We start from the raw sequence: 18104 nt of genomic DNA on the forward strand, positions 1-18104 counted from the left end.
TATCCTAGCTGATAATTTATCAAACACACAATAAATTAACGTATTAGTTCTCACAAACTGAATCCTCCTGTATAATGAAATCAGGAGGTGTCTTTTTATGAAAAAAACAAATTTTGTCGTTATTTTTTGGTTACTGATTGCACTCATCTCGTTCGTGGTTTTTCTTATGAATTTTTATTCGCTATTTGAATCTGTATCATATGTCCTTTTCCCTGTCACGGATAACAATACTTATTCACCTGACAGAAACCAGTTGTTCCGTGATTTAATAACCACAATCCCAATGCTTATTATTGTGACATTATCCTTTATTATTAGTCTAAAACAAGGTTTAAAGGCTTACGATTCAAGCAATTCTACTAAAACAACCAATCTATAATCTAAAAACAACTTGGTCTTCCAAGTTGTTTTTTCATATTAATAAAGTAATATTCTTTACTATTTTCACTGTTTTGCTATAATTTCATCATCAAGATAATGGAGGTCGATGAAAATGATCAAATTGAATCGAGAAATTTCAATGAGAGTTGTAAAGTTACTAGCCAATAATTGTGCCTGTCGTTGTTCCTTCTGTCGTGATTTAACCCATTGTGGAAGTAAAGAAAATGGATGTCATTGTTAAAATTATTATCTAACATCAATAACGATTGGAGCAAAGTTTTTATGTTTTGCTCTTTTTTGAGTGGTATTACTTTCTTTTTCAAAAAAAGAGCGGTAAAATTAAATTATAAGAAAGGTAGGTCTTGAAAATGACAATTAATAAAGAAGCAATTACCCATTTAATTAACGAGGACAAAAAAGAAATCGAACGTTTAGAAAGCCGCCGCACTGATGATCTAGGAAACTCAATCAACTATATTGAAAATGAATTACAAATTCAATATTTAGCTGGAAGAATTGCCGGACTAGAAGCAACTCTTGGAGATGAATAATACTTAACTACAAAAAAGTCTGCAGACACCATTTAACATGTGTCTACAGACTTTTTATTTTAGAAATATTTAGGCATATTTACATTCATAGCGTCAATGCCCGCTTCTAATAATTTTATTTGAGCTAAAGTTTGCTCAGGTTTGACAACAGGTTCTTGCCCGTTGACAAGCGTTTCATAGATTGCCTGATAAACACGAGAATAATCACCCACTTCTGAGACTACTTTTTCTTGATGATACTGGCCTGATTCATCAACATACGTCAACTCACCGTAATGCTCGGGTAAATCCAAGCCAAAGTCAGCGTTAGTCGGCATATAGAATAATTTCAAATGTTCTTCTTGGCGATCTTTTGTGGTCTTAATAAAACAACCTTTTGTTCCATATACCGCAAAACTTGGACGCTCCTTTATTCTAAAGAAACTTGATTTTACTGATACTTTTAAACCTTTTTCGTAGAACAAATCTAAGTCGAAATAGTCGTTCATACGATTTAGTCCTAATAACTGACGAACGTCATAATGGACATCTAGTGGTTCTCCAAAATACGAAATAACTTGATCAAGTGTGTGACAAGCATGGCTATACAAAAAGTCGTTAATTACATCTAAACGCTGATTATTCGTTGGTACTTCCGGTCTGAAATAATCAAAATGCATCTCTAACTCTAAAATATCCCCCAATTTGCCACTTTCAATTACTTTTTGTACTGTTAAAAAGTCAGAATCATAACGTCTATTTTGATAACACTCTAAGAACAACCCTTTTTCCTTAGCTAAAGCAAATAACTCTTGTGCTTGCTCAGAAGTTTCACAAAACGGTTTTTCTAGTAAAACATTATGTCCGCGTTGCAAAGCTTCCTTAGCCAACTCAAAATGACTTGTCGGAGGTGTCGTAATCACGACCAAATCCAAACTGTTATCTCCCCAAATAGCCTCTATATCGTTAACATACTCAACACCCTCTAACGTGTCCCACTTAGGCTCGCTTCGTGCATAGATTTTTTTTACTACAATTTCTTTTATTTTAGTCGCAAATGGCAAATGATAACGATTGGTACTTTTACCATTACCGATATAAGCAATGTTTAACATACATTATTCCTCCAAAATTCATTTGTTAACTTTATTTAAGCATTCTTCTTTAAATCTGTAAACTCTCTGTACTAATTAGGCAAATTATTCCAAAAAATGGAGGCTATGCTCATTATTTTTGGAATTTTTTTGCAATTAGTTAGAACCTCCTTGACGAATACGCTTTTTATTAAGACAATGAAAGTGGAGGTGTTGCTAAATGTTAATTTTACAAGCACTCAAAGAAAAGAAAAACTTCAACTCTTCTGAAATTGAATTAGCAAACTATATATTAACGAATGCTGAGGACGTATTAGACGATTCTATTCAAGAATTATCAAATAAAACCTTTCATGCTACTTCGACCATCTACCGACTATGTCGCAAAATTGGTTTGAAAGGCTATAAAGACTTCAAAATTAAATTATCAGCTGAATTGCAAGCAAATCCTGTAACCCCTAGTTTAGTAGATCCAAACTTTCCTTTTAAAAAAGAAGACAATACACGCTCGATCGCAAAAAAAATACTAGAACTTTCCATTTCATCGCTCGAGTATACGGAAAAACTATTAACTGATAACTTGATTGACCAAGCAACTCACTATTTAACAAACGCAAATAAAATAGGGATTTTTGGTTATGGAGATACTTACTTACCCGCTTTAAACTTTCAAAATAAAATGATGAAAATTGGCAAACGCGTGGAACTGACTCCCATACCTGGCGAGACACACCAGTTAGCCTTTCAATTTTCACCTGAAGACTGTGCCATTGTCTTATCTTATAGCGGACAAAGTAAAAACATGTATGAAATCGCCCAAATCTTACGTCAACGAAAAACCAAAATTATCGCTATCACTTCTAATGGCGATTCACATATTGCTGCGCTAAGTGATTTATCAATTGAAATTGCTAATAAAGAAAGCCAATCAGTTAAACAATCTACCTTTTCATCTCAATTAGCGATTGACTACGTATTGAATACTCTCTATTCTTGTTTATTCGTTGAAAATTTTGAAGTAAATCAACAAAAACGAATTAGCGCGGAATTAAATTTCTTAAATGACCGTTTCTTCTGAAAAAAAATAACCTCGATAGATAAGCTGACTTATTTATCGAGGTTATTTGGTTACGTATTGATTAATGGCCTTTCATATCATCCAAGGCAACTTCGTTTAATATTCCGTCATTCATTTCCAAAATACGATCACAATATGACAACATACGTGTATCATGCGTTACCATAATAATCGTTGTATTAGACTCATGTGAAATTTTTTGGAACACTTCCACCACTTCATAAGCTTTTTCGGTATCTAAACTAGCGGTTGGTTCATCTGCTAAAATAATTTTAGGACTTAGTACCAAAGCTAAACCGATAGCCGCTCGTTGGCGTTCTCCTCCTGAAATATCATCAGGGTATTTATCCGCTAAATGAGTAATTGACAATTTATCCATTACTTGTTGAACACGTTCTTTATCGTATTTTTCTTTTTTATATTTGTACTTTAATTCAAACTGTTCTCTTAGTGTCAAATAAGGCACCAAGTTAGAGGCTTGTAGTACAAATCCAATATCATTGAAACGAACATTTGATAATTCTGTTTTTGATAAGTTTGACACATCTTTTTCGTTAATCGCAATACTACCTGAAGTTGGTGATTGTAGCGCGCCCATAATAGTTAATAGAGTAGACTTACCACTACCACTAGGACCAACGATTGCAACAAAGTTTCCTTCGTCAATTTTTAAACTTGTTTCTTTTAAGATGTTGACCTCATTTGCGCCAACTGTAAAATTTTTCGTTACTTTATTTAATTCAATCACACTCATATTTATTTCCTCCTACAACGCATCTAGCGGATCAATGTTCAAGACACTTTTCGCTGAGAAGACACTACCAATTAACCCACAAAGAATGAATAATAGCGTAATAGCTAAATACAACGGCCAGTATATTGCCACTGGAACACTTGCGGGCATAAAGTAAAATGTTACGACAGTTAATGCTAAACCGATTAAAGCACCAAAAATACTAATTAATAGCGTTTGATAGATAACCGATTGGCTAATAAATTTATTACTAATCCCTTGTATTTTCAAAATGGCAAATATCGATTTTTTCTGCATTGTTAAGATATACATGAAAATCCCAATAATCACTGAAGCGATTAAGATCAAAGAAATAATCATTAAACCAAACGTTAATACTTGCGCTTGATAACCTGGAATCGAATTAATAAATTCTTTCTTATCTAAATAAATCAACTTATTATCCGCTAATTTCTTCTGATCAACTTTTTCATCTACAATCACTGCTGAAATCCTAATTGGCGTATTTTCAGTTGGACCGGTCGTTGCCTCTACACCTTCTGCTTGATTTTCCTCAGTAGGCGAATAAATCATCATCGCTTGTGAAGCCATTTCTAACTCTACATATCCAACAGGTTGCGTGTTATATTTTGACGATTCTGTAAAACCAACTACTTTATATTCTCTGTCAGTGTCTAACAACGTAATAGTGTCACCTAGTTTTACATCCACTAATTCTTTAAAACTTTCACTTAAGACAATTTCATCTTGACCTGAAAATTTCTTTCCTTCAATAACAGGTGCCATTAGGCTATCATCGTTCTCTTCAACACCCATTAAAACTAAATCTAACGGATCTGATTTAACTCCTTTTACCTCAACAACAGTTGACCCTACATTAAGCTGTTTACCATTTTTTAAATCAAGTCCTTTAACGACTTCTTCATCTATGGCTGATGAATAAATATTTTGATTGGAAGCTTTGGTTAACACAATTCCTTTTGCATCTTTCCAGTGATCAATCGAAGTTGTATTCGATTTAGCTAAACCATACGCTAAGCCTGATAAAAAATAAACTAAATACGCAATTAAGATGGTCACCATGATAATCATGAAAAAGCGACCTTTTTCTTTTTTTATTTCTTTAAGTGCTAAAAACATTATTGTCCCCAATAAGTCAATCTACTTATTGAGTCCCCCCTTCTAATTCAACTTATCAAACGATAAGGTAATTATAGCAAAAGAATTTCTAATTTGATATTATTTTGCTTAGGACAATATTTTGCTATAATATAAGTAACGAACTATTCAAAAGAATTGAGGTGACATGATGAAGAAAAAAATCATCGACCTAGCAACCAAACTATTTATGAAACAAGGATATTTAGCGACCTCGACAAGACAGATTGCAAAAGAATTGAATATTACGCAACCTGCTTTATATCATCACTATAAAAATAAAGAACAAATATACATTGAAGTATTAAAAAATTTTTCTGATGAAATTGGTATTAATATGCATCAAATCATCGAATCTGAACCCGATACTGAACAAGCTCTTATAAACATTTGTAAATATCTTCAACAAACCCATCCTATGAATTTTTCAATGATGATGCATGATATGAACCACGAATTAGATGAAACAACACTTCGCGAAATCTTTGTCATCTGGCAAAAAAATTATTTTTATTACTTTGAACAATTATTCGAACGATTAAATCATACTCACGACCTATTTTTTTCCCCAAAACAAATTTCTTCTCATTTTTTAAGAGGTTTATCAGCTTATATTGTTGGAGAATCTGAAAAATCGATGACTCCAGAATTACCAATAGAAGAATTTGTCAAAATTTTCTTGCACGGTGTCATAAAAAAATAAAGCAGGAAAAAGTGATGACTTCCAAGTCAAACTTTTCCTGCTTTATTTTATTTAGCTAGTGAACCGTCAAGATATTGTTTCAACTTAGCATTTAATTTTGGGTAAATACGCTTTCTAAACCACTCTTCATTAGATGCTGCCACTGCATCATCTAACTTGAACCACGCTACTTCACTATTTTCGTCTGGTTTATTAATAAGGGGTTCATTCTCATCAGCCTCTAATAAGTAAGTGACATTTAAGTGAAGATGTGAAGGTTCATATAGCCCCTTTTTTTCATGACCATCAACCGTTAAAACTTCAATAGAAAAAATTTCATTCGTAACGGCTTTAACGTTTTTCAACCCACTCTCTTCTTGGACTTCTTTAATAGCCACTTCTAGTAAATTTTTATTACCATCCGCATGACCACCTAACCACGCCCATGAATCATATAGATTATGATATGCCATTAAGACTTTGTCCCGACCTTGATTCACAACCCACGCAGACGCTGTAAAGTGCGCACACTTATTAATTCTAGTAAATAAGTGTTCTTGTGTTTCCATCAAATCTAACATCAATTTCTTATCAGCTGCTTCTTGTTGATTAACTGCTACGTAACGACTTAAGTTTGCTTTTAGATCCACATATCCCCCTCCTCAAACATAGGTTTATTATATCACAACTAAGTTGCTATCATTGCCTCATTGGACATTAACTATTATAATTTATTAGGAGGTAATTTATATGAAAAAACTATTCAAAGGACTTTTAATAGTAATTAGTTTCATCCTATTAATCGCTATTTGCTATATTAGTTATCTATTTCTAGACTATAAACGTTTACCAGACAACTTAGCACTTGAGGTTGTCAATCAGACTAAATTAGCAACACCTGAGTCAAAAAACCACTATCAAGTCACGAGTTTTAATATTGGTTATGCAGCCTATCCCGATGATTATTCGTTTTTTATAGACGGAGGTAAGTATTCCCGCGCCTACGACAAACAAACTGTGTTAAACAATCTCGATGGTATTATTTCCAATCTGAAAGCTTTAGATTCGGATATCATTATGCTACAAGAAGTCGATACTAAGGGTCATCGTTCGAAGAATGTCCAGGAGGTTGATTATTTAGCGACTAATCTCAACCAATATCACTATGTTTTTGGACAAAATTATGATTCAAGTTATCTATTTTATCCGATAACGCAACCAATTGGAGCAGCAACTTCAGGATTACTGTCTTTAAGTAAATACCCTATTGAAAAAAGCACGCGCTATACCTTACCAATTGAAACCGACATTAATAAATTTTTTGATTTAGACCGGGCTTTTACAGTATCAGAAACAACGCTAGATGGACATCCATTAACATTTATAAACGTCCATCTTTCAGCTTTCACTAAAGATAAAAATATCTTAGAGAACCAAATCAAACGCCTGAGTTCTTTTATGACTCAGGCCTACAAGGACGGTAACAGCGTGATTGTGGCAGGTGATTTTAATCACGACATGTTAGGGAACAGTCCTGAAGTGTTTAATACCGATAGATTGGTTAGAACCTGGACACATCCATTCCCCGAAGATCTGCTACCAGAACATTTTTCTATCCCTAAAGGAAACTTAGCGTCTGACAAAGTCCCATCAGTTCGCTCTAATGGTGAACCTTACGAACCGGGAAAATCCTTCGTCTCAATCGTTGATGGTTTTATCGTCTCTGATGATATAGTAGTGGAAGATCTTTCTGTCCACAACATTGACTTCAAATATTCAGATCATCAACCGATTACTTTAACTTTTAATATTAGCAAATAAACAACGCTATCTAAGGATTATCGTTGTAACTCATTGATTGTAAAACAATAAAAAGACTGGAGCTCTTGAGTTCCAGTCTTTTTATGATTATTTTTTCGTTGAATCTTTTATCTTGAATCCGTGTGGCAAGATGATTTGTTTTTCTTCAACTTCTTCTTTGTTCATTAACTTAGTCAACAAACGCATTGACACTGCACCGATATCATATAAAGGTTGGCTAGTTGTTGTAATTTTCGGACGAGCCACTTCTGTTAAGAACGTGTTATTAGACGTTACTATTTCGAATTCTTCGGGCACTTTAATACCGCGGTCTTGAATAGCATTTAAAATCCCTAAAGCTAAAACATCTTGCGTTACAATCGCTGATGTTGCCCCACTATTGATAATTCTTTCAGCCAAATCTTCTACAATTTTATGGTCATAAACCGTTTCAAAAACCAATCCTTCTTTATAAGGCAAGTTAGCTTCTTTTAACGCTTCTTTATAACCATTCAAACGTTGTTTACCATTAATTGGATCTAATAACGATCCTGTTACTAAGGCAATTTCTTTGTTACCGTTTTTAGCTAACAATTCAGTTGCTTCTTTACAAGCTTTAGCATAGTCAATGTTTACCGATCCTACTTGTTGGTCAGGGTCTATAGCTCCTGCTAATACAACTGGTGTTTTAGAACGTGAAAATTCCGCTCTTAATTCATCCGTAATGTGGTAACCCATAAAGACGATACCATCTACTTGTTTTGATAATAACGTGTTCAACACGTTGACTTCTTTTTCCGTTTGGCCATCAGAACTTGCTAAAATGATGTTGTATTTGTACATTGTCGCAACATCATCGATACCACGCGCTAATGCTGAGAAATAAGCATTACTAATATCGGGAATGATTACACCAACTGTTGTAGTTTTTTTACTTGCTAGACCACGAGCAACAGCGTTTGGACGGTAATCTAGACGGTCAATAACCTCTAGCACTTTCTTACGCGTAACCGGTTTAACATTTGGGTTACCATTAACGACACGTGATACAGTTGCCATTGAAACATTCGCTTCGCGTGCAACATCATAAATTGTAATAGTTTGTTTTTCCATAATTTCCTCCATTATTTTATCTAGAAATTCATTTTTTAGTAGTCATCATTAGAATAGCAAATGTAAGCACTTTATGCAAGCGTTTTAATGACGTGTTTCTCAAATGATTTTCATACGCCACTTCACTCGATTCATATAGCACAAAGGTTTATATATACTTTTGTAAATTTTCAACTTTTTTCATTATATGAATAAATCAACGATTTGTAAACCGTTTTGAAAGAAAAAAGCACCTTTTCAGGCGCTTTTTTTACTTAATCGATTTTTTCAAAGCCTCTAAGTTGTTTTCCATGATAGAAAAATAATCTTCGCCGGCCTTAACATCTTTAGTTGAGACTGTTTCTAATGTCGATAACGTTAAAATTTCGGCACCTGTTGCTTTGGCAATTGTATCGGCATATTTACTTGAGCCTGATTGTTCAATGTAAATATATTTGACCTGTTCCTCTTTAACAAAATCCTGCAAAGCTGCTAATTGTTTTGGACTAGGCTCAACATCAGGTGTTAAACCTGAAATGGAGACTTGATGTAAGCCGTATTCATTAGCTAAGTAACCAAAAGCTGCATGTTGTGTGACGAATGTTTTGTTTTGAGCATCCTTGAACGCCTCTTTAAATTCACCATCTAGATTGGTTAATTTTTCAACAAATTGGTTATAATTTTTCTCATAGTTAGTCTTATTTGGTGCATCTATTTCAGTAATACCTGATAAAATGTTTTTAGCTTGTTGTTCAGCCAATAGAGGACTTAACCATACGTGAGGATCTAACTCATGATTGTGACCCGCATGATCTTCGGCTTCCTCTTCGTCATGCTCAGGTGTTTCTGCTTCATGATCATGCCCATCGTGTTCATCATGTTCATCTGCTTCATGGTCATGTTCATCTGCTTCATGGTCATGTTCATCACCTTCTTCATTCGCTAAGAGCTCAATCCCTGCAGAAGCTTCAATTACTTTGGTCTTCTTGGTATCGATATTAGCTAGGACTGAAGATACCCAGGTTTCCATTTCATTTGAACTATACACAAACACATCAGCTGATTGAATTTTAGCAATGTCTTTGGCACTCGGTTCATAATCGTGAGGCTCAACTTCACCAGTAACCAACATACTAACTTCGCCATTGTCCCCAACAATTTTTGTAGTAAAATCATAAACAGGATAAAACGTTGTGACTACTTTAATCCCATCATTTGCTTCGTTACTTTTTTCTGTTTTCGCACACGCGCCTAACGTCATCAGAACAGACATAGTTATCAGTGCTTTAAATAGTTTTTTCATACCTTCCTCCTACAAATCGTAATCATTACTATTTACATTATACACGAGCAAATTTATTCCGCAACAAAAAAAGTATCCAAAACGGATACTTTTTTCTATTATTACTTCTTACGACCATTAAATGCATCTTTTACTTTATCAAAGAAGCCTTCTTCTTGAGGGCTAACCACTTCATCGCCACTTGCTTCAGCAAAGTCTTTTAATGCTCGTTTTTGAGCGTCATTTAAGTTCTTAGGCGTTACTAACTTCACGATGACATGTTGGTCTCCATTACCAGTTCCACGCAATCTAGGTGCTCCTTTGCCTCTTAAGCGGAAAGTCGTACCTGTTTGTGTACCTGCAGGAATTTTCAATTTAACGTCTCCATGAACAGTTGGCACTTCTATTTCAGTTCCTAATGCAACTTGAACAAAATTCACTGGTAGTTCATAGAAGATATCTGCCCCTTCACGTTCAAAAATTGGGCTTTCTTCAACACGGAAAACAACATATAAATCACCATAAGGTCCACCGTTAATCCCTGCTTCTCCTTGGCCACTTAGACGCATTTGTTGTCCATCTTCTACACCAGCTGGTACATTAACTTTTACCTTGTGAGTTTCATTAACTTTACCAGTACCGTGACAGTCCGTACATTTATCTTTAATTGTTTGACCTTTTCCTTGACAGTCTGGACACACTTGACGGCTCATCACACGACCAAGTGGTGTTTGACGTTCAACGTTAATAGTTCCTTGTCCATGACAACGCGCACACGTTTCCGGATGAGTACCAGGTTTAGCCCCGCTACCAGAACAAGTTTTACATGATTCTTCGCGTTTATAACTAATATCTTTTTCAGTACCAAAAATCGCTTCTTCAAACGTTAAATTCACACTATATTGTAAGTCAGAACCTTGACGAGGTGCATTTGGATTACTTGAGCGTCCACCGCCTCCAAAGAATGATTCAAAAATATCCTCGAAGCCGCCAAAACCGCCTCCTCCAAAACCTTCAAATCCACCACCAAAGCCGCCACCTGCACCAAAGTTAGGATCAGTTGACGCATGACCATATTGATCGTAAGCAGCACGTTTTTGCGCATCGCTTAGGACTTCATAAGCTTCCGCTACCTCTTTAAACTTTTCGTCAGCATCTGCTTCTTTATTAATATCTGGATGATATTTTTTTGATAATTTTCGATAGGCTTTTTTAATCTCATCGTCTGAAGCATCTTTCGATACCCCTAGCACTTCATAATAATCTCTTTTTGCCATGGGTTTACCTCCACACTTCTCTAGTTTCAATGCTTTCTTATCATATCATATTATTAATAATTGGCAAACCGTCCGATTATTAATAATATGACATTAGAAAAGCCAACTACCCTAAGGTTGCTGGCTTTTCAATTTGATTAGTCTTTGTTTACTTCTTCGAAGTCACCATCAACGATATCATCTGCTGATCCTTGTGCTTCGCCAGCACCTTCAGCTGCTTGTTGAGCCGCTGCTGCTTGTTCATATAATTTAACTGTTAAGTTTTGCACGATTTCATTTAATGCATCACGTTTAGTTTTCATAGCTTCTAAATCGTTCGCTTCAACGGCTGCTTTTAATTCGTCACGTGCTGCTTCAGCTTGTTTCACTTCAGCTTCATCCACTTTACCTTCTAAATCAGCTAATGTTTTATCAACTGAGAATAATAAAGCATCCACATCGTTACGTAAGTCAGCTTCTTCTTTACGTGCTTTATCTGCTTCAGCGTTTGCTTCAGCATCTTTCACCATTTTTTCAATTTCTTCATCTGATAAGCCTGAAGAAGATTTGATTGTGATTTTTTGTTCTTTTTGAGTTCCTAAGTCTTTCGCACTAACATTTACGATACCGTCTTTGTCGATGTCAAATGTTACTTCGATTTGAGGAACACCACGTGGAGCTGGTGGAATATCTGTTAATTGGAAGCGTCCTAATGTTTTGTTGTCCGCTGCCATTGGACGTTCACCTTGTAACACGTGAATATCTACGGCTGGTTGGTTGTCTGCTGCTGTAGAGAATACTTGAGATTTGCTTGTTGGGATTGTTGTGTTACGGTCGATTAATTTAGTGAAGACCGCACCCATTGTTTCGATACCTAATGATAATGGTGTAACATCTAATAATACAACGTCTTTCACATCACCAGCAATAACCCCACCTTGAATTGCAGCACCCATTGCGACTACTTCATCCGGGTTAACTGATTTGTTAGGTGTTTTGTTTGTTTCTTTTTGGACAGCCTCAACAACTGCAGGAATACGTGTTGAACCACCAACTAAGATTACTTCGTCAATTTCAGAAGCTGATAAACCAGCGTCTTTTAAGGCTTGACGTACAGGTAATTTAGTACGTTCTACTAAGTCAGCTGTTAACTCATCAAATTTCGCACGAGTTAAGGTCATTTCCATATGTAATGGACCTGCAGCTCCAGCAGTGATGAATGGTAAGCTAATTTGAGTGCTTGTCACACCTGATAAGTCTTTTTTAGCTTTTTCAGCAGCATCTTTCAAACGTTGTACAGCCATTTTATCTTGAGATAAATCAATACCGTTTTCTTTTTTGAATTCTTCTACTAAGTAGTTCATGATTTTGTTATCAAAGTCATCCCCACCTAAGTTATTGTCACCCGCTGTTGACAATACATCGAATACGCCATCTCCTAATTCAAGGATAGACACGTCAAACGTACCACCACCAAGGTCAAATACTAAAACTTTTTCTTCTTTATCTGTTTTATCTAAACCGTAAGCTAATGCAGCTGCAGTTGGTTCGTTAACGATACGTTCTACTTCTAAACCAGCGATTTTACCAGCGTCTTTAGTTGCTTGACGTTGTGAGTCGTTGAAGTATGCTGGAACAGTGATAACTGCTTTTGTTACTTTTTCGCCTAGGTATTCTTCAGCAAAACCTTTTAAGTATTGTAAAGTCATCGCTGAAATTTCTTGAGGTGTGTAAGATTTACCATCGATGTCTACTTTGTAACCAGCTTCACCCATATGACGTTTGATTGAAGCGATTGTGTTAGGGTTAGTAACTGCTTGACGTTTCGCTACTTCACCTACTTGAATTTCACCATCTTTGAAAGATACTACAGATGGTGTTGTACGGTTACCTTCTGGATTTGGAATAATTTTAGCTTCTCCGCCTTCTAATACAGCTACCGCAGAGTTAGTAGTTCCTAAGTCAATACCGATAATTTTACTCATATTAAATCGTCTCCCTTAATTTTTCTAATTTATTATTACTGTGCTACGATAACCATTGTTGGACGTAACACACGATCATGCAATTTGTATCCTTTTTGAAGTTCATGAATCACTTCATCAGGTGCTTGCCCTTCTGAAACAGGCATTGTTTGAACGGCTTGATGTAAGTTTGGATCAAAGGTTTCTCCAAGTGCTGAAATGACTTCTACGCCTGATGCATTAAGTGCATTTAGTAAGCTATCTCTTACCATTTCAACTCCTTTTTTAAGGTTTTCACCATTTTCATCTGTTACTTCCGTTTCAAGCGCACGTTCTAAGTTGTCGATAGCAGGTAATAATTCTTTTGCTAAATCTTGTGAACGGTAGCGTGCAGCTAATTCACGTTCTTTTTGATTACGATTTCGCATATTAATCATTTCTGCTTGAACGCGTAGTAATTGGTCTTCTAATTCGTTGACCTTTACTTCAAGTTCTTCTTCCTTAGACACTTCGATTACTTCTTCAACTTCGGCTCCTGTTTCTTCAGTCGCTTCTTGAGTTGTTTCAGTTGTAGCTTGTTCTTCTTGAAGCATTTCTTCCTTCATTTCTTCTGACAACTGCCTCACCCTTTCTTTTATGAATCCAATAAGCGATAGTAGTCGCTTAAATAATTCGCTAATTCTTTTCTGTAAGTATCCATTAATGTAAAAATTTCTGAATAGGCCATGTTTGTAGGCCCGATAATGGCAATCGTACCGTTACCGTATTCACTAATTTCATAGGAAGCCGTAATCATGCTCATATTAGATAAGAGTTCATTATCATTTTCTGAGCCAATTCGAAATTCAATACCTTCATTCGGCGCTGAAATCATGTTTGACAACAACTCTTGATTATCCATTAATGAATAAAATGATTTAATTTGATGAACGTCTGAAATCATTTGGTTATCCAAAAGATTCATTTGACCACTAATATACACTTTGTCTTTAAACGTACTTGCTAAAATTGTATCAAAAACATCCATCACTCCTCTTGTTGTGACAAAATATTTTTGTAAAATCATAGGGATTTCCGTTCTTAGTTTGTTGTATACCGTGACTAATTGTTCACCGACTAATTTTTCATTGGCGATAGAAACAATAGTTTCAATATCGCTATAAGCAAGATGTTCTGGCATTTTAAATACTCGACTTTCAACGTTCCCTTTATCTGTAATGATAATGGCCACTAATTGTTGCTTGTTTAGTGGGATAACCCTAAAACCTGTCAAACGACGGCTAGTCATTTCAGGTCCTAACGATATCGCCGTATAGTTGGTCAATTGAGATAAAAAATCCGCTGAATGCGCCATAATATCATTTAATGCCGTGTATTCCTGATCAAACGATTGACGAATTCTAGTAATATCTTCTTGCTTCATTTGTGATGGTTGTAATAGATGATCCACATAGAACCGATACCCCTTCAATGAAGGTACACGACCAGCTGATGTATGAGGCTTCTCTATCAACCCTTGATTTTCAAGAACTACCAAATCATTCCGAATCGTTGCTGAGCTGGCTTTAATACCCGCGTTCATCAATGTCTTCGATCCGATTGGTTCTCCCGTTTCAGTATTTAACTGAATGACTAATCGCAAAATATCTAATTGTCGTTGTGATAACATTCTATTCACCTCTCTTTAGCACTCGGAACTCATAAGTGCTAATCACAATACTTAGTATATCAGTAAACATAGGGGTTGTCAATGGAAAAACACCATTTTTTAGCACTCGTTACAAAAGAGTGCTAAAAACAACAAAATCCCTTACAAATCAAGGAATTATAATAATTTTAATCAAAAAAATGTGTATCGCCTAGCTTAGCAATACACACTTTTTCGATATTTAATTAACATTTCGTTTAATCTAATCAATTAAAAACTTCTCAAATACTTCATTACCTAAAATTAAACCATGTTTGGTTAAAGCGATATGATCGTCTTTGAGTTGAATCAAGTCTTGCGCCTCAAGCTGAGGTAAAATCTTGCCGTAAACATCATAAAAGTCACGTCCAAACTTACGATTGAACTCTGTAATCGAAACACCTTTCAATTTACGTAGACCTAAGAACATTTGCTCTTCCATCACATTTTTAGTTGTTAACTCTTCTGTTTCACGGATTGGCAATCGATCTTCTCTTAAAGGTTTCAAATAATGTTGAATCGGGCCCTGGTTTTTATAACGCGTTTGATTCAAGTAACCACTTGCCCCCGCACCTAAACCATAATAATGCTCATTATTCCAGTAGACTAAATTATGTTGACTTTGTTTACCTGGAGCTGAAAAATTACTAATTTCATATTGTTTTTTACCATGTTTTTCCATTTCTTCAGCAGCACGTTCAAACATGTTGCCTTCGACATCTTCAGGTGGTAAATCAAGTCGACCTTGACGTGCCCAGTTATAAAAAATCGTCTGATTTTCTAGGATTAATGAATATAACGAATAATGTGGTAAATCTAAAGCAAGTGCTTGCTTCAATGTGTCTTCGAAACTAGCCATGGTTTGACCTGGTAATGCATAGATTAAATCAATACTAACATTATTACCAAACCCTGCTTTATCAATGACCTTCATCGTATCATAGACGTCTTGAGCGCTATGTTTACGACCAATTTTTTTTAGTAATTTATCATCAAATGACTGCACACCCATCGATAAACGATTAACGCCGTAAGAAGACATGACATTTAGCTTTTCTAAGGTTAAGTCACCAGGGTTCGCTTCAACTGTAAATTCATTTCCATCTTTAAAAGGCATTAACTCTCTAATGCCTGCTAGTAACACATCTAACTGCTCGGCTGTTAAAGACGTTGGCGTCCCACCACCAATATAAATCGTTTCAGTATTATCTGTTGGAAACTGTTCAAGCGTCATTTTAATTTCTTTTAATAAAGACTGAACGTATTCATCAACCGGTTGCCCTTCTAACATTACTTTATTAAAATCGCAATAATAACAAATGTGCTCACAAAATGGAATATGAATATAAGCTGACGTCATGCTAAAGACCCTCTTTCTTTAAAATAAAGCCCCGTATTTTGTTTGTCTTCATTTAATTGTGCAACAAGACCTTCAATTCCGTCAAATTTTATCTCGCCACGTAAATAATGTAGCCATCTCACTTCAACTTGTTCTCCATATATATCCTGACTAAAATCTAAAATATACACTTCAACTGTTCGATCACGATTTGCTTTAAAAGTAATATTATGACCAATTTGAGCCATCCCTTGATACCATTTGTCAGCTACTTTAATCTCCACCACATAAACACCATCTTTCGGCAAATGTACAGCGCTAGATGTTTTTACGTTTGCAGTCGGAAAACCTAAAGTACGACCTCGAGCATCTCCATGAACGACAATACCACCTGTGACATAATCATAGGCTAACATTTCATTTACCAATTCCATCTCGCCTTCATCAAGATAAACACGAATACGCGATGAACTAATTTTTAAATTGTTTTCTGATAATTTATCAACAGTTATGACATCAAATCGACCTTGTGCATAACCTGGTAAATGCTCCATCGCGGCAATTTCCTTCTTGCCATATGTATAATCAAAACCTGCAACCGCAACTTTGGCATTCAAACCAACGATGTACTCATCAACGAACGCTTCTGGTGAAAGCCCCGCAAACGCAGAGGTAAATTCAACAACGTATAAATAATCTACTCCTAAAGCTGCCATGATTTCCGCTTTTTGTTCAACCGTCGTTAAATATCTCACTGCCTTAGGATCAATTTTTTGAAAAACGATTGACGGATGTTGATTAAATGTCATTACTGCCAATTTCAATCCGCGTTTAATCGCCTCTTCTTTGGCACGTTTAATGACAGCTTGATGACCGCGATGTACGCCATCAAAGAAACCTAGTGTCATTACAACGTCACCACTTGGGATTGCGCTAGGGTCATAAGGATGATGTATTTCAATTAATTCCATAACTTTTCTACCTCTTACTGATCATTTCTAATAATTTTTGTTGGTTTTAACATATTTTTTTTGGTTGGATGAACTTGATAAACCCCGACGACTTGTCCTTGATAAAAAACAGGTAACGGTTCCTCTTCTTTAGTCGATTGATTGACTAGATGACGTGCTAAAAAGACCCCGTTTTTCACCAATTGATATTGTTCATCGTTTAATTCAATGCAAGTAAATGATGCGTCAAAAGCTCGCTCAATTGGTTGAACAAAACTAAAATCTTCTTGTTCAACTAAAGCACTGATCTGCTCTAGCGTTAATGCATTTTCTTTACTCAAGCCACCACTAGCTGTACGCGTCAAGTCGGACATATGAGCAGGTAGCCCCAAAACAGTCCCTGTATCAACCGATAACGTCCGAACATATGTCCCTTTACCACAAACCACTTTAAAGCGCCATGTTTGCGTTCCAGATACTTCATTAAAAACGGGTTCACTTGTTCGCTCAAATGAAAAGATTTCCGCTTTTCTAATAGGGCGTTCTACTTCTAACCCCTCACGTGCATATTCATATAAACGTTTACCGTTAACTTTAACCGCTGAATACATCGGTGGTATTTGCGTAATCGTTCCCACCATTTGACTCATCGCATCATCAATAGCTTCCGTTGTCAAAGGTTCAGTTAACGAAACTTGCTCAACGACTTCACCTGAAGCATCTTCAGTTGTTGTTGAGAAACCTAACGTAATCTCACCTTCATATATCTTATGATTATCTTGTAAATATTCAATCACTTTGGTTCCTTTACCAATACAAATCGGTAAAACACCGTCTACATCAGGATCCAAGGTGCCACCGTGACCGATTTTTTTCATTTTTAAAATTTTTCTTAGTTTAAATACGCAATCATGACTGGTCATGCCACGTTCTTTCCATAATGCAATAATACCGTCCACGATAATTACTCCTCACTTAGTCTAATAACCCAGTTATTATAACATATTACACCTTATAAGTGGGCAAAATGCTTTGAAATTCAACGCTTCAATCATTT

At 35.7% G+C, this 18104-nt stretch carries 18 protein-coding genes; 5 read left to right on the plus strand and 13 right to left on the minus strand.

Annotated features, from left to right (window positions below; all coding sequences use genetic code 11):
- Positions 1-97 precede the first annotated feature (97 nt).
- Positions 98-379 (plus strand): hypothetical protein, encoded by a 282-nt coding sequence (locus FA707_RS05830; RefSeq protein WP_136953347.1) that lies wholly within the window; start codon positions 98-100, stop codon positions 377-379.
- Positions 380-749: 370 nt separating this feature from the next.
- Positions 750-932, plus strand: coding sequence for a hypothetical protein (locus FA707_RS05835; RefSeq protein ID WP_136953348.1), 183 nt, complete (start codon positions 750-752; stop codon positions 930-932).
- Between the two features lie 59 nt (positions 933-991).
- Here FA707_RS05835 and FA707_RS05840 read toward each other — a convergent pair whose 3' ends face one another.
- Positions 992-2026 (minus strand): Gfo/Idh/MocA family oxidoreductase, encoded by a 1035-nt coding sequence (locus tag FA707_RS05840; RefSeq protein ID WP_136953349.1) that lies wholly within the window; start codon positions 2024-2026, stop codon positions 992-994.
- Positions 2027-2225: 199 nt separating this feature from the next.
- On the opposite strand from FA707_RS05840, the gene FA707_RS05845 reads away from it, so the two are divergent.
- On the plus strand, positions 2226-3083 hold the full coding sequence (locus FA707_RS05845) for a MurR/RpiR family transcriptional regulator (protein WP_136953350.1): 858 nt from the start codon (positions 2226-2228) through the stop codon (positions 3081-3083).
- 61 nt (positions 3084-3144) lie between these two features.
- Here FA707_RS05845 and FA707_RS05850 read toward each other — a convergent pair whose 3' ends face one another.
- The gene (locus FA707_RS05850) at positions 3145-3837 is read right to left on the minus strand and encodes an ABC transporter ATP-binding protein (RefSeq protein ID WP_136953351.1); all 693 of its coding nucleotides are present in this window, start codon (positions 3835-3837) and stop codon (positions 3145-3147) included.
- A gap of 12 nt (positions 3838-3849) precedes the next feature.
- The gene (locus tag FA707_RS05855) at positions 3850-4977 is read right to left on the minus strand and encodes an ABC transporter permease (RefSeq protein ID WP_136953352.1); all 1128 of its coding nucleotides are present in this window, start codon (positions 4975-4977) and stop codon (positions 3850-3852) included.
- Positions 4978-5143: 166 nt separating this feature from the next.
- On the opposite strand from FA707_RS05855, the gene FA707_RS05860 reads away from it, so the two are divergent.
- Positions 5144-5698: a TetR/AcrR family transcriptional regulator gene (locus FA707_RS05860; RefSeq protein ID WP_136953353.1), complete on the plus strand. Its 555-nt coding sequence runs from the start codon at positions 5144-5146 to the stop codon at positions 5696-5698.
- A 47-nt stretch (positions 5699-5745) separates the two neighbouring features.
- Here FA707_RS05860 and FA707_RS05865 read toward each other — a convergent pair whose 3' ends face one another.
- Positions 5746-6327, minus strand: a complete 582-nt coding sequence (locus tag FA707_RS05865; protein WP_246032302.1) for an NUDIX hydrolase — start codon at positions 6325-6327, stop codon at positions 5746-5748.
- 100 nt (positions 6328-6427) lie between these two features.
- Between FA707_RS05865 and FA707_RS05870 the strand changes: the two genes are divergently transcribed.
- Positions 6428-7498, plus strand: a complete 1071-nt coding sequence (locus tag FA707_RS05870) for an endonuclease/exonuclease/phosphatase family protein (protein WP_136953354.1) — start codon at positions 6428-6430, stop codon at positions 7496-7498.
- Positions 7499-7585: 87 nt separating this feature from the next.
- On the opposite strand, the gene ccpA is transcribed toward FA707_RS05870, so the two are convergent.
- From ccpA to truB, 9 genes are all read right to left on the minus strand, one after another.
- Entirely contained in the window at positions 7586-8590 is a 1005-nt protein-coding gene (ccpA, locus tag FA707_RS05875; RefSeq protein WP_136953355.1) for a catabolite control protein A, read from the minus strand.
- A 250-nt stretch (positions 8591-8840) separates the two neighbouring features.
- Positions 8841-9872, minus strand: coding sequence for a metal ABC transporter substrate-binding protein (locus tag FA707_RS05880; protein WP_136953356.1), 1032 nt, complete (start codon positions 9870-9872; stop codon positions 8841-8843).
- Positions 9873-9973: 101 nt separating this feature from the next.
- Positions 9974-11128, minus strand: coding sequence for a molecular chaperone DnaJ (gene dnaJ, locus FA707_RS05885; RefSeq protein WP_136953357.1), 1155 nt, complete (start codon positions 11126-11128; stop codon positions 9974-9976).
- A 137-nt stretch (positions 11129-11265) separates the two neighbouring features.
- The gene (gene dnaK / locus FA707_RS05890) at positions 11266-13092 is read right to left on the minus strand and encodes a molecular chaperone DnaK (protein ID WP_136953358.1); all 1827 of its coding nucleotides are present in this window, start codon (positions 13090-13092) and stop codon (positions 11266-11268) included.
- Between the two features lie 35 nt (positions 13093-13127).
- Complete coding sequence (gene grpE / locus FA707_RS05895) at positions 13128-13676, minus strand: nucleotide exchange factor GrpE (RefSeq protein ID WP_136954196.1); 549 nt, start codon at positions 13674-13676, stop codon at positions 13128-13130.
- Positions 13677-13705: 29 nt separating this feature from the next.
- Complete coding sequence (gene hrcA / locus FA707_RS05900) at positions 13706-14740, minus strand: heat-inducible transcriptional repressor HrcA (RefSeq protein ID WP_136953359.1); 1035 nt, start codon at positions 14738-14740, stop codon at positions 13706-13708.
- 241 nt (positions 14741-14981) lie between these two features.
- On the minus strand, positions 14982-16118 hold the full coding sequence (gene hemW, locus FA707_RS05905; protein ID WP_136953360.1) for a radical SAM family heme chaperone HemW: 1137 nt from the start codon (positions 16116-16118) through the stop codon (positions 14982-14984).
- A complete protein-coding gene (gene ribF, locus FA707_RS05910) occupies positions 16115-17068 on the minus strand; it encodes a riboflavin biosynthesis protein RibF (RefSeq protein ID WP_136953361.1) in 954 nt (317 codons plus the stop codon). Before ribF ends, hemW begins: the two co-directional genes overlap by 4 nt.
- Before the next feature lie 14 nt (positions 17069-17082).
- Complete coding sequence (truB, locus tag FA707_RS05915) at positions 17083-18006, minus strand: tRNA pseudouridine(55) synthase TruB (protein WP_136953362.1); 924 nt, start codon at positions 18004-18006, stop codon at positions 17083-17085.
- Positions 18007-18104: the final 98 nt, after the last annotated feature.

The organism is Vagococcus zengguangii, assembly GCF_005145005.1.
Classification (GTDB): Bacteria; Bacillota; Bacilli; order Lactobacillales; family Vagococcaceae; genus Vagococcus_A; species Vagococcus_A zengguangii.